Source organism: Olleya namhaensis, assembly GCF_900114005.1.
GTDB lineage: Bacteria > Bacteroidota > Bacteroidia > Flavobacteriales > Flavobacteriaceae > Olleya > Olleya namhaensis.
Window position 1 is genome coordinate 36,688 of sequence record NZ_FORM01000006.1, and the last position, 13,694, is coordinate 50,381.

Consider the following 13,694-nt stretch of genomic DNA (forward strand, 5'->3'; position numbering starts at 1 on the left):
ATTTAACTCTCTAAAACCGTCCTCATGGCTTTAGCCTTAAGCAAACATTCTTCATATTCGTTTAAAGGATCAGATTTTGCAGTAATAGCGCCTCCAACTGAGTATGACACGTATTTATTACTGGCATTATATAAAATACTTCGGATAACGACATTAAAGTCAAAGTCGCCTGTTGGCGAAATATAGCCGACTGCACCAGAGTATAAACCACGTTTGGTTTCTTCTAAAGTTTCAATAATTTTCATTGCCGAAATTTTTGGAGCTCCAGTCATACTTCCCATAGGAAACGTACTTTTAATAATATCTATTGGATGTGTGTTTTCGGCCACCTGAGAGGTTACTGTGGATATCATTTGATGTACTTGATCAAAGGTATAAATCTTACATAACTCTTCAACCTTAACACTACCCTTTGTTGCGGTTTGCGATAAGTCATTACGCACCAAATCTACAATCATCACGTTTTCACTACGCTCCTTTTGGTCCGTAACCAAGTTGTTTTTTAAAATAGAATCCAATATAAAATCGTCCTCACGTTTTGCGGTCCCTTTTATAGGTTGTGATATAATTTTAGTGCCTTCTTTTTTAATGTAACGCTCTGGTGACGCTGACATCAGATATTTGTCATTTAGCTTTAAAAACGTCGCAAATGGTGGTTTTGAAATAGCATTAAGTTTATTGTAAATCTCTAATGGATTTATAACGGTATCCTCTGCATAAAACTCTTGACAAAAATTAGCTTCGTAAATATCACCTCTGTGTATGTGACTAAGCATGGTTTTTATCTTATCAAAATACGCGTCTTTTTCTATTCTCAGTTCAATTTTAATTGGGTCGTTTTCATTTGGAAAATTGTCACGTCCTTCATCCTTGTATTGACGTATTTGATTTAAATCCATTTCCACTTCATCATCAACCATTTTTAAATACTGCATTTCGACAGTATCACCTTTAATTAAAAAGATTTTTTTAGGTTGAAAAAAATATAAATCAGGAAATGCTAAACCATCATAATTAGCAGATTTTAAATGCTCTACATCATTTTTTAAATCGTAAGACAAATAACCAAAAACCCAGTCGTTAGCTAACGTTTGGTATTCTTTAAACTGTTCAAACGCATTCTTATAATCCGTTTGAAACCCTGTAAAGGCATCCACAGCTAAAACGGCATCATAACTAGAATACTGTTGCTGATATTGGTTAGAATCTAGCCAAACGACATCGTCAAATTGTTGGCTCCAAGACAATAAATTTTGCTTGAAGTCCTCAGGATTAGTCAGTTTATGTTTTGTCGTTGTTCTCACTATAAAAATGTTGTGTAAAGTTAAACAGAAATGTTAAAAAAAACGAGTATTTTAGTCATGAGATTAAATATAAAACAGATGTTTGAACTATCCAATGCCCTATTAAAAATTTCGGTTAAACCGAAAGGCGCAGAATTGTGCGAAATTGCTTCAGTAAAAAATGACAATCAGTTTATGTGGCATGCAGATCCTGACATTTGGGGCAGTCACGCACCTAATTTGTTTCCTATAATTGGTGTTTTAAAAAATGATGAATACACCTTTGAAGGCAAAACATACATATTACCAAAACATGGATTTACAAGACATAGTGATGCTATTAAACTAATAAATCAAACCAAAAACAGTTTGACGTTTAGTTTAATGTACAATGATAACTTACTGAAACAGTTTCCTTTTAAGTTTGAATTTTTAATCACTTACACTTTAGTTAATAACACGTTACATATAAATCACACGGTTAAAAATTTAGATAACCAAACCATTTATTTTAGTATTGGCGGACATCCTGCTTTTAAATGTCCTGTTTATAAAGATGAAATTTATACCGATTACAGCTTGGTTTTTGAGACTGACGAAACCGCTCAAACCTATGTATTAAATATGGATAATGGTTTAGTTACCAATCAAACAAAACCTGCTTTTGACACTAAAAATAGCATCCAATTAAGACCCGATTTATTTACTAAAGATGCGCTTATTTTCAAAGATTTACAATCTAGACAGGTCGCTTTAGTTAGTAAAACTCATGGCGAAATACTAAATATGACCTTTAAAGACTTTAATTATTTAGGTATTTGGGCAAAACCAAACGCACCCTATGTTTGTATAGAACCTTGGTTAGGTATTGCTGATGCTGAAAACACATCTCAAAAACTAACCGAAAAAGAAGGGATTATTAAATTACCACAAAACGAAACCTTTAATGCAAATTACAGTATACAAATACATGAGCATCATTTAGGGTAAACAAAATATTAGTAGTAATTTTGTAGGCTAAAATAATACGTTTTGAGCTTTAGAGATTTAAATTTAAATACCCCTTTATATAACGCAATTGACGACCTAGGTTTTACACAACCAACTCCAATACAAGCAGAAGCTTTTAATGTAGTTGCTAGTGGAGCCGATATGGTTGGTATTGCACAAACTGGTACAGGTAAAACTTTTGCCTACATGTTACCAATACTTAAAAACCTAAAATTTTCTAAGCAAGAAAACCCTCGTGTTTTAATTTTAGTACCTACTAGAGAATTAGTAGTACAAGTTGTTGATGAGATTGAAAAACTAGCAAAATATATAAACACACGTGTGCTTGGTGTTTATGGAGGAACAAACATTAACACACAAAAACAAGCTGTTGCACAAGGTCAAGATATTATTGTTGCAACACCAGGACGTTTATATGATTTAGCGGTTAGTCGTGTACTACAACTTAAGTCTTTAGAGCGTCTAGTTATTGACGAAGTAGATGTTATGTTAGATTTAGGATTTAGACATCAATTAATTAATATTTTTGATATCCTTCCGGAACGTAGACAAAACATTATGTTTTCTGCAACTATGACGGAAGATGTTGACGCGTTAATTACAGATTTTTTTACTGCTCCTCAAAAAGTATCTATTGCAATTTCTGGTACGCCATTAGAAAATATATCACAAACAAAATATAGTGTTCCTAATTATTACACTAAACTTAATTTATTAGTACACTTATTTCAGGATGCTGAAACGTACAATAAAGCCTTAGTCTTTGTATCTAACAAACGTATGGCTGATAGATTATTTGAAGCTTTAGACGAGTTTTTTAATGAAGAATTATGTGTCATACACTCCAACAAAACACAAAACTATAGATTACGTAGTATTGAGCAATTTAGAGAAGGTGTTAACCGTATTCTTGTTGCTACGGATGTTATGGCACGTGGTTTAGATATTGATAACGTATCACACGTATTTAACTTTGATACGCCAGATTATCCAGAAAACTACATGCACAGAATTGGTAGAACTGGTCGTGCAGAGCGCGAAGGGCAAGCCATTATTTTTTCTACAGAAAAAGAACAAGAAGGCCTTGAAAAGATTGAGACGTTAATGCAAATGGAAATTCCTGAATTACAAATCCCTACGGAAGTTGTAATCTCTACGGAGTTAATTGAAGAAGAACGTACTGTAATTAAAGAACGTAATAATCCAACCAAACGTAAAGACATTGATGCTCCTGGACCCGCTTTTCATGAAAAATCTGCTAAAAATAGTAAAGAAAATCTAGGAGGTAGTTATAAATTTAAGATTGCTGCCAAATACAAGAAACCTAAAACTAGAGGAGATAAAAATTACAATAAACGTAATAAGAAATAAAAAAAGCGAGCTATTTAGCTCGCTTTTTTGTGCTTTATTTCTTTACAAACTAGAATCGTAAACTTTTTTACCAGCTATATAGGTTGCCAAAACCTTAATATCTTTGATTGCTTCTGGATTAGCAATAGTTATATCAGAATCTAATATTACAAAATCCGCTAACTTCCCAACTTCTAAAGTCCCTTTTAAGTTTTCGTCAAAAGAACCATAAGCACCATTTTTAGTATACGCTAATAACGCTTGCTCTACTGTTATTTTTTGCTTGCCAACCCAACCGTTAGGATTTTTATTATCCAATGTTTGCCTAGTTACTGCTGCATAAATACCATATAAAGGTGATGCTGGTGCAACTGGCCAATCGCTACCAAACACCACTGTTGCACCCGCACTCATTAAATCATTAAAGGCATAGGTAGTCTTAATCCGTTCTGCACCTATCAACTCTTCCGCCCAACGTCCATCGTCTATTGCATGATACGGTTGTACACTAGCAATGACATTTAGTTTAGCAAAACGGTTAATATCTTCTGGTAGTAAATGTTGCGCATGTTCAATTCTAAAACGCCTGTCTTTAGCTTCAGATTCATCTTTAATTTTTTCATAGACATTTAATAATTCATGATTAGATTTATCTCCAATGGCATGTATTGTAACCTGAAAGCCTAACGAATCGCCTTGTTTTGTCCAAGAATACAAATCGTCCATAGTATTAATAAACAAGCCGGAATCCTCTGGCTTATCGCTATATGGCTCTGTAAAAGCTGCAGTATGCGACCCTAAAGAACCATCAACAAAACCTTTTAACAACCCATTTTTAAGCCATTTATCTGTTACATCGTGACGTTGTACTTTGTTCCATTTATATAAGGGATCTGCAGAATAAATCCGAATTTTAAGAGTATTGTTGGCTTTCATTTTTTTAGCAATAGCAAAGCCTCCTAAACTATCTACATCATGCACTGTTGTTACACCTTGCGACAATAAATACTCTTGAGCCACATGTATAGCAGCTTCCTTTTGAGTAGTCGTTAATTCTGGAATTTTATTTAAAACCAAATACATAGCTTCACTTTTTAAAATACCAGTTGGTGTACCATCTAGATGTCTAACTATAACTCCGTTTTCTACTTCTGGTGTGTTTTTATCGATTCCTGCTATTTTTAAGGCTGCCGAATTGGCCAATATCATATGACCATCCAAGCGGTACACTGCTACAGGATTATCTTTAGTAAAGTCATCTATCCATTCCTTTTTTGGCAATTCTCCTCCCCAAAGTGTATGATCCCAATTACCTTCTACTATCCAAGTCTCTTTATCTATTGTTTTAACAAATGTCTTAATTCTTTCACTAAATTCTTCTGGTGTTTTAGCGTCCCTCAATTCTACGTTTAGCAGACTATTTCCTCCCATTAATAAATGGACATGACTATCTATAAAACCCGGTGTTATAAACCTTTGTTTAGCATCTATTTGCTTAGTATTTGGACCAATTAGCTTTTGTATATCTTTAATTATACCAACTGCAAAAATAGTATCTGCTTTAATAGCAATAGCCTCTGCTTTTGGCATATTAGAATTACCAGTCCAAATAACTGCGTTAGTAATCACTAGGTCTGCCGACTGGTTCTCTTTTTGGCAGGACACAAACGTTATTAATAGTATTAAACAAAGAATAAGGTTTTTCATATTTTAACAATTAGTTATTGTCTAAGTTAATTATAAAATTCAACACAATACTTAAAAATTATTTATATATAAAAAAAAACGAACCAAATTGGTTCGTTTTTTTAAAATTTTATTTCCGCGAAAGCGGATTCTCAACTTAACTTTTAAACATGTAATGCTCTATCATCAGTTGCAGCTAAAGCAGCTTCTTTTACCGCTTCTGCAAAAGTTGGATGTGCATGTGACATACGCGAAATATCTTCGGCAGATGCTCTAAATTCCATAGCAACTACTGCTTCTGCAATTAGATCTGCACAACGTGCACCAATCATGTGTACACCTAATACTTCGTCTGTCTTTTTATCTGCAAGGATTTTTACAAATCCATCTAAGTCTCCTCCTGCTCTAGCACGACCTAACGCTCTAAACGGAAATTGACCTACTTTATAATCTACTCCAGATTCTTTTAACTCTTCTTCTGTTTTTCCAACAGCAGCAACTTCGGGCCATGTGTAAACAACACCAGGAATTAAGTTATAATCTATATGTGGTTTTTGACCTGCTAAAGTTTCGGCAACAAAAACACCTTCTTCTTCAGCTTTATGCGCTAACATTGCCCCTTTTACAACATCTCCAATAGCGTAAATGTTAGATACATTAGTTTGTAAGTGCTCATTAACTTCAACTTGACCTCTGTCTGTTAATTTTACACCAGCTGCCTCAGCATTTAAACCATCAGTAAAAGGCTTACGTCCAACAGATACTAAACAATAGTCTCCTTTAAACTCTACAACCTCTCCCTTTTTGTTTTCTGCTTTAACAATAACCTCATCTCCAACACGCTCTACAGATTGTACTTTATGAGATAACATCATTTTAAATTTAGCCTTTTTAAAGACTTTATTTAACTCTTTAGACAATGCACCATCCATTGTTGGTAAGATTCTGTCTTGATACTCAATAACAGTAACCTCAGCACCTAAACGTCTGTAAACTTGACCTAACTCTAAACCAATAACACCACCACCAATCACAATCATGTGTTTAGGGATTTCTTTTAGTTTTAAAGCTTCAGTAGATGTAATTATACGTTCTTTATCTAAAGTAATAAATGGTAAACTTGATGGCTTACTTCCTGTAGCAATAATGGTGTTTTTTGCTTCAATTACAGTTGTTTCTTCACCTTCAATAGTAATGTGAGTCGCATCTTTAAAACTTCCAACTCCAGTAAAAACATCAATGTTGTTTTTCTTCATTAAAAAGTCAATACCTCCAGTTGTTTGATCTACAACTGCTTGCTTACGACCAATCATTTTTTCTAAATTAACTTTGATCTCACCCGGAATTTCAATTCCGTGATCTTCAAAGTGTTTAGTTGCTTCTTCATAGTGATGTGAAGAGGCTAATAATGCTTTACTTGGTATACATCCAACATTTAAACATGTACCACCTAAAGTAGAATATTTTTCAATAATTGCAGTTTTCATTCCTAATTGTGCGCAACGTATTGCTGCTACATATCCACCAGGACCTGAACCGATAATTGCTACGTCGTATTGACTCATATATTTTGTTTTTTCGCTTTCGCGGAAATTATTAATTGTTACTTTCTATAACAAAAGTACAATTTTGTGCGCTGAATTCCGAATGACAATTGACGAAATTTCTAGATATTTAATCAAATACATAGAAGCTTTTATTCGTAAATCAAAAAAAGCCTATCATAAACAAATAATTTGTCTAAAAATAGGCTTCTGTATAAAGGAATTCCCTTTAGATTAATAGCACTGTAAAGTTGTGACTATTATCAATTGCTTACAATACTCAATTTGAGTAATTTTAAATAAAATGCTTATTCATTTTTAGCATGCCTATTAATTCTCCAGTAGATGTTATTTTTAATTTTTTAAGAATATTACGTCTGTGAGTATCCACAGTATGCGGACTAATATTTAGTTTTTCAGAAATCTGCTTACTAGTATTATTAAGCACCAACAACCTTATAACGTCACGCTCTCTATTTGAAATCGACTCTTTTAGTAGTTTCTGAGAGAAATTATTAAAGTAAATGGTTTCGTATTCATTATTATTATTTAACAACTTAGCCGATGCTGTAATTTGCATTTTAATTTTGGTATCTAACACAGTGTAATGTGCTAAACCAATAATTGGCTTCATTTCTAAATCAAAAGATAAAGGTGTTGTATTTTGCACAATATTAACGTAAGTATCGTTACCATCCTTAAATCTATAATTCCAAGTATAATTTGTTTTTTTTCTATCGGCTTCACTAATTTCTGAAAGCGTAAAGGCCATTAAATGATTCATAGCATTGAGCCATACTTCGACATCTTCAGGGTGGATTCTGCTCCAAAAATAACGCATGCCTTGCGTTTTTAAAACACCAGGATCTAAACCTAGGCAACTCCTTAGATTTTTACTGATATATTCAAATTTTAAATCTTGAGTATTGGTCACGCAAAAAAAAGTAGAGCTATATGGTAAATACTGATCTAACTCGATAAACTTTTTAATATGTGTTTCTATAGATGGTTTTTCGTAAGATTTAAAAATATTTTTATACAGTTCTTTTATTTGTGCATATTTCATTTAACAATTATTAATAGCGATTAATTTTCAAACAAGTTATAAAAAAAAATTAAATCGGAATTGCAGTTGTGCTTTTTACTTCGCTAATAACAAACATACTATGCGTACTACCAATATGATTTATGTTGGTTAGTTTTTCAACCATAAACTCTCTAAACGCTTCCATATCTTTTACCATAACTTTTAAAATATAGTCATAATCGCCACTAATATGATGACACTCTAAAACCTCTGTTAAATTTGTAACTTCCTTTTCAAATTGCACCACATACTCTTGAATATGTTGTGACAGTTTAATATGGCAATATGCAACAAAGCTTTTTTCGACCTTCTCCTTTTTAACTAGCGCTACATATTTATTTATTACGTCATTATTTTCGAGCTTTTTAATACGCTCAAAAACAGCGGTTACGGATAAATTTAGTTTGTTAGATAACTCTTTATTAGTCTGTTTACTATCATTTTGTAGTAATTGAAGGAGTTTTCTGTCTATTGCATCAAAGGTCATAATCGAAAAATTTTCAGTGTAATTAGATTAAATTCAAATATACATACTTTATTTTCCGAGAAAACACAATTATATAGTTTTATATTCCTAATACTTAACCAAGCATTGATTATTATTCTAATAATATGCATATTTGATATAATAAATACTAAAACCATACTTATGTCATTTAAACCAGCAGACAACATTCAGGACTTACAATATTTTGGAGAATTTGGAGGTGTAAACCCCTCTATTTCAGACTCATCTACTTATACTTTTTTGAAAGCAAAAACCATGTTTGATACTTTTGAAGGTAATACAGATGGTTGCTATTTATACTCTAGACACTCTACACCTTCTAACCTTTATTTAGGCGAAGCATTAGCTGCTATGGAAGGAACAGAAAGCGCAAATGTTGCAGGATCAGGAATGGGCGCCATCACACCTACTCTTTTACAACTTTGTGGCGCTGGAGATCATATTGTATCTAGCCGAACGATTTACGGTGGTACTTATGCTTTTTTAAAGAACTTTACACCTAGAATGAACATTGAAACGTCTTTTGTGGATATTACTAAACTAGAAGTTGTAGAAGCTGCAATTACTAAAAACACAAAGGTGTTGTATTGCGAGTCTGTTAGTAACCCTTTATTAGAAGTTGCAGACATTAAAGGCTTAGCCGCTTTAGCAAAAAAACATAATCTAACATTAGTTGTAGATAATACGTTTTCTCCTTTATCAATTTCGCCTGCACAATTAGGAGCAGATATTGTAATACATAGTTTAACTAAATTTATTAATGGCTCTTCGGACACTATGGGAGGTGTTGTTTGTGGTAGTGCAGACTTTGTTAATTCACTTAAAAGTGTCATTGATGGTGCTAGCATGTTACTTGGTGCTTCTATGGATAGTTTGCGCTCATCTTCAATATTGAAAAATATGAGAACGTTACATATTAGAATGAAGCAACACAGTAAAAACGCAGCTTATTTAGCTGAGAAATTTGAAGACTTAGGCATAAAGACCGTATACCCAGGATTAGCTTCTCACCCTTCTCATGATGTGTTTAAGTCTATGATGAATGAAGCCTATGGTTTTGGAGGTATGCTAACTATTGATGCAGGATCACTAGACAAGGCAAACGCCTTAATGGAATTAATGCAAGAAAAAAATGTGGGTTACTTAGCTGTAAGTTTAGGGTTTTACAAAACATTATTTAGTGCTCCCGGAACCTCTACATCTTCTGAAATACCACAAGAGGAACAAGCTGAAATGGGATTAAGCGAAGGTCTAATTAGATTTTCTATTGGTTTAGATGATGATATCGAACGTACGTTTAACATGATAAAAGCATGCATGATTGAAGTTGGTGTTTTACAAACAGCAATGGCATAACCAATATAATTTACACAATAAAAAAGCCTGAACATTACTAATGTTCAGGCTTTTTTTATTCTAATTAAAAATTAGATTATTGATTTAAAAGGGCTTCTATTTTAAGAAGTCTATCTTCTAAATTCTTTATTTTTTTGTCTTGAGATTCAATAACAGCATCTTGAGATTTTATCTTTTTGTTTAATTGTGTAATGTATAAAAATTGCTCTTCTAATTTTTCTAATGAAGATAAAGTCAATTCACTTAAATCAATTCTGAATCCATTATTTTTAATTTCTTCATAAGATTTAACTCCTGGAAGATGATTGTATTTTTTTGCAAAAGCTTCTGTTTCTTCGATAGTCTTAAATTTATACTCTGAATTAATTCCTGATTCTCCCGTAAAAAACTTTTCAAAAACATAATCCGCATAACCTGTAGCGAAACCACCGTTAGTGGCTACAAAATTATTAGCAGTTACTCTTCCTAATACAGTTACATCTTGTGACACTCTAACATCTCCCAGAAAGTAACCAGCCCAAGAACCTACTTTTTCTACTTTTGAATATACGCCATAATGAATACCTCCTGCATCAGTATCAATTATATTTTGTGTTCCGTATTTAACACCACTCCCTATTCCACTTAACTCATTTTTTGTTCCAAAATGATTTCCTGATCCTTCGTTATTTATATTATTACTAGTTCCTATCTTAGTTCCATTTCCAGTACCACTTATTTGATTATTGACTCCAATATTAGTCCCATTTCCATTATTTAAAACATTATTAATCCCAAAATGACTTCCGTTTCCTACTCCAGACAATGTGTTACTAATACCGTAATGTGTATTATTATTTGAGTTGGTAATTGTATTTCTCATGGCAAACTGAACACCAGTTCCAACTCCTGAGAGTAAATTAAAACTACCAATATGGGTACCTGTTCCAGTACCAGATAATTCACTTCTAGTTCCATAATGAGAGCCATTTCCCGAAGCGGTTACTCTACTTCTTACCCCTTCAATAATACCACTAGCATCACCTCCTAATTGAGAGTAAACACCACGATGGTTACCCGTACCATCAGTATTATCTTCATTATAAATGCCTGTGTGCGTATTGTTATTATCACTTATAAAAAATGTACCAACACCTCTATGTTCACCTGATGCTGTAATGGGTTGGCTAAATCTATTATAAAGACCATGGTGTATACCGCTTCCTTCAATACTCATTTCATTGTACATCGCAAAAACACTATTATTATTAAGTCCTTGTACTTTTATGTTTAAAGCTCGTTCTTCGTCATTAGATAATAAATCTAATCCGTACAATGGTTTATCATGTCCTATTCCAACCTTACCTTCAGTAAAAATATCATCTGCTATATTTGTTGATTGAATAGTAGTTTCCGCCTTATACCAATCGTCATCTAAATCAACCGTATCAAAAGGCTTCCAATCTGTCACAGCATTATCCCAATAATAAAACCCAGAACTATAATCCTTAGTTGTTCCACTTATATTTACGCCTGCTAAATTATTGTTTAAGTAAATTACCATAGCATTTTGATCCACATTTGGATTAATTGCTGGAAATACATCCAAACGAGGTAACAGCAACCCATCGTTAAAATTAGGAGCTGCAGGTGTAGTTACAGAAACATCTAAAAGAGATTTAGGATCTACGTTATTAATACCAACTTGGGCATTACTATCAATAAAAGAAAGTAATAAAACAAAAAATAATATTTTTTTCATAGCTAGAATCTTAATTTACATTGCTAATGTAGGAGCGTCAGTCGTAAAATAATGTTATAGTATACTTAAAGTTGCTAATTTTAGATTAAGTGTGTATAAAGTCAGTTAAAATAGGCTTTTATGAACCTTTTATGGCTATTAATATCAACACTTTAAACGGTTATAAAAACACAAAACAGCTTACCTTTTTTAATTTCGTTAAAACAAAAAGCAACACGCTTGTAACAAAAGTTAAAATCATTCACAAAATTACCCCAAAAGCAATGGTATATTATCTATACCTTTTTTTTGAGATTGTTAGCAAAAAGTTACTCCTTTAAAAACTCAACTTAACAATTACAGATAACTACCTAATTGTCAGCACTCAAATCCATTTGCATAGCTTCTTGTAAAATCGTAACATTACATATCCAAAAAACTAACTAAATGCAAGACGACAATCTTTCGGAAATAGAAATCCAAGATCAAACCATTATAGAGAATAAAGAACTAAACATTTGGGAAGCATTAATACCTGTTGTTTTGCTAATGTGTATGCTAGCTTACAACATATTTGTGGCAGATGGCGAAGCTTTAGGTGCATATTCTAATCAGTTTATTTTATTAATCGCAGGTGCTATTGCAGCAGTTGTCGGTTTCTTTAATAAAGTAAACTATAAACTAATGCTAAAGGAAATATGGGAAAACTTACAAAGTGTATTTGTCCCGATCATGATTTTATTTTTAGTTGGTGCTTTAGCCGGAACTTGGTTAATTAGTGGTGTAATACCTGCTATGGTATATTATGGATTACAAGTTTTAAATCCATCCATATTTTTACCGGCTTCTGTTATTATTTGCGCAGTAATATCTATTGCTACAGGTAGTTCTTGGACCACCTCTGCAACTGTTGGTATTGCGCTTATTGGTATTGGTACAGCTTTAGGGATTAGCCCAGGTATGATTGCTGGAGCCGTAATTTCTGGAGCTTATTTTGGAGATAAAATGTCACCTTTAAGTGATACAACAAACTTGGCGCCTGCTATGGCCGGAACAGATTTATTTACACATATAAAATACATGAGTATTACTACTGTACCAACAGTAATTATTACACTTATAGCGTTTTCTATCATGAGTGTAAGCATAGAATCTACAGGTAGCTCTGATACCTCTTTCATTTTAGGAACAATAGACAAATACTTTAATATTACACCGCTTCTTTTTTTAGTACCAGTAGCTGTAGTTGTATTAATTCTTTTTAAAGTTAAACCTGTAGCAGCCTTAATTTCTGGTGTACTTTTAGCAGCTGTATTCGCCTTTGTATTTCAATCTAAATTAATTGAAAACATAACAGACTCTTCTACCAAAACAGTTGTAACCTCTATATTAACAGATACTAGTGTAGAAATTGATAACGCAGAATATCTAGCTAACTTATCTCCTGCAGATATAGAGAAAGTTAATAACGACCCACAACTTAAAAATCTATTTTCAGATGACGATTTAAAAGGTGTACATACACTACAAAGTTTACAAAGCTTTTTAGCTCCAGATTATGCAGACGCTGCTGTTGTTAAGGCTAAAGCCGAAAACTTAGAAAAACTAATCACCATTAAAAGGTTAAAAAAATTATTTAGCGCAGGTGGGATGAACGGGATGCTTTGGACCATCCTACTAATATGTTGTGCAATGGTATTTGGTGGTACAATGGACGCAATTGGTGCCTTATCACGTATTACAAGAGAACTATTAAAACTAGCCACTACAGTCTTTGGATTGTTTGCTAGTACGGTAATAAGCTGTTTAGGGTTAAATGCAATTGCATCAGATCAATACCTAGCGCTGGTTATACCGGGTAAAATGTTTAAAAAAGCATATCAAGATAAAGGACTAGCGCCAGAAAACTTAAGTCGTACTCTAGAGGATTCTGGTACTGTAACCTCTGTACTTATACCATGGAATACCTGTGGTGCATACCAATCTGGTGTTTTAGGCGTAGGTGTTGGAGAGTATTTTGTCTATGCCATTTTTAACTGGCTAAGTCCATTTACAACCTTGTTTTTTGCTGCACTTAATATTAAAATCAGACAACTAAAAGATAAATAACTGTAAATTATACACTTTAGAGTTTACTATAATTAAAATT

Annotated in this window: 10 protein-coding genes; 4 read left to right on the plus strand and 6 right to left on the minus strand. The window is 33.0% G+C overall.

Annotated elements, in window-relative coordinates:
* Positions 1-2 precede the first annotated feature (2 nt).
* Positions 3-1,304: an anthranilate synthase component I family protein gene (locus BMZ09_RS10280; protein ID WP_090840211.1), complete on the minus strand. Its 1,302-nt coding sequence runs from the start codon at positions 1,302-1,304 to the stop codon at positions 3-5.
* A gap of 57 nt (positions 1,305-1,361) precedes the next feature.
* On the opposite strand from BMZ09_RS10280, the gene BMZ09_RS10285 reads away from it, so the two are divergent.
* Both BMZ09_RS10285 and BMZ09_RS10290 read left to right on the plus strand, forming a co-directional pair.
* Entirely contained in the window at positions 1,362-2,273 is a 912-nt protein-coding gene (locus BMZ09_RS10285) for an aldose 1-epimerase family protein (protein ID WP_245741129.1), read from the plus strand.
* Positions 2,274-2,315: 42 nt separating this feature from the next.
* Complete coding sequence (locus tag BMZ09_RS10290) at positions 2,316-3,665, plus strand: DEAD/DEAH box helicase (protein WP_090840213.1); 1,350 nt, start codon at positions 2,316-2,318, stop codon at positions 3,663-3,665.
* A 42-nt stretch (positions 3,666-3,707) separates the two neighbouring features.
* Here BMZ09_RS10290 and BMZ09_RS10295 read toward each other — a convergent pair whose 3' ends face one another.
* From BMZ09_RS10295 to BMZ09_RS10310, 4 genes are all read right to left on the minus strand, one after another.
* Positions 3,708-5,351, minus strand: a complete 1,644-nt coding sequence (locus BMZ09_RS10295) for an amidohydrolase (protein ID WP_090840215.1) — start codon at positions 5,349-5,351, stop codon at positions 3,708-3,710.
* Between the two features lie 143 nt (positions 5,352-5,494).
* Positions 5,495-6,895: a dihydrolipoyl dehydrogenase gene (gene lpdA, locus BMZ09_RS10300; protein WP_090840217.1), complete on the minus strand. Its 1,401-nt coding sequence runs from the start codon at positions 6,893-6,895 to the stop codon at positions 5,495-5,497.
* Positions 6,896-7,169: 274 nt separating this feature from the next.
* Positions 7,170-7,940, minus strand: a complete 771-nt coding sequence (locus tag BMZ09_RS10305) for a response regulator transcription factor (protein WP_090840219.1) — start codon at positions 7,938-7,940, stop codon at positions 7,170-7,172.
* 49 nt (positions 7,941-7,989) lie between these two features.
* A complete protein-coding gene (locus BMZ09_RS10310; protein ID WP_090840221.1) occupies positions 7,990-8,448 on the minus strand; it encodes an Lrp/AsnC family transcriptional regulator in 459 nt (152 codons plus the stop codon).
* A 162-nt stretch (positions 8,449-8,610) separates the two neighbouring features.
* Here BMZ09_RS10310 and BMZ09_RS10315 point away from each other — a divergent pair, with 162 nt between their 5' ends.
* On the plus strand, positions 8,611-9,825 hold the full coding sequence (locus BMZ09_RS10315) for an aminotransferase class I/II-fold pyridoxal phosphate-dependent enzyme (protein ID WP_090840223.1): 1,215 nt from the start codon (positions 8,611-8,613) through the stop codon (positions 9,823-9,825).
* A 76-nt stretch (positions 9,826-9,901) separates the two neighbouring features.
* On the opposite strand, the gene BMZ09_RS10320 is transcribed toward BMZ09_RS10315, so the two are convergent.
* On the minus strand, positions 9,902-11,566 hold the full coding sequence (locus BMZ09_RS10320; protein ID WP_090840225.1) for a dermokine domain-containing protein: 1,665 nt from the start codon (positions 11,564-11,566) through the stop codon (positions 9,902-9,904).
* Positions 11,567-11,992: 426 nt separating this feature from the next.
* Between BMZ09_RS10320 and BMZ09_RS10330 the strand changes: the two genes are divergently transcribed.
* Positions 11,993-13,654, plus strand: coding sequence for a Na+/H+ antiporter NhaC family protein (locus BMZ09_RS10330; protein WP_090840229.1), 1,662 nt, complete (start codon positions 11,993-11,995; stop codon positions 13,652-13,654).
* Positions 13,655-13,694: the final 40 nt, after the last annotated feature.

What these genes read in the sequence shown, in the direction of transcription:
- BMZ09_RS10305 (WP_090840219.1), bottom strand. Translation starts at nt 7,940, where the DNA reads ATGAAATATGCACAAATAAAAGAACTGTATAAAAATATTTTTAAATCT.
- lpdA (WP_090840217.1), bottom strand. Translation starts at nt 6,895, where the DNA reads ATGAGTCAATACGACGTAGCAATTATCGGTTCAGGTCCTGGTGGATAT.
- BMZ09_RS10295 (WP_090840215.1), bottom strand. Translation starts at nt 5,351, where the DNA reads ATGAAAAACCTTATTCTTTGTTTAATACTATTAATAACGTTTGTGTCC.
- BMZ09_RS10330 (WP_090840229.1), top strand. Translation starts at nt 11,993, where the DNA reads ATGCAAGACGACAATCTTTCGGAAATAGAAATCCAAGATCAAACCATT.
- BMZ09_RS10310 (WP_090840221.1), bottom strand. Translation starts at nt 8,448, where the DNA reads ATGACCTTTGATGCAATAGACAGAAAACTCCTTCAATTACTACAAAAT.
- BMZ09_RS10285 (WP_245741129.1), top strand. Translation starts at nt 1,362, where the DNA reads ATGAGATTAAATATAAAACAGATGTTTGAACTATCCAATGCCCTATTA.
- BMZ09_RS10315 (WP_090840223.1), top strand. Translation starts at nt 8,611, where the DNA reads ATGTCATTTAAACCAGCAGACAACATTCAGGACTTACAATATTTTGGA.
- BMZ09_RS10320 (WP_090840225.1), bottom strand. Translation starts at nt 11,566, where the DNA reads ATGAAAAAAATATTATTTTTTGTTTTATTACTTTCTTTTATTGATAGT.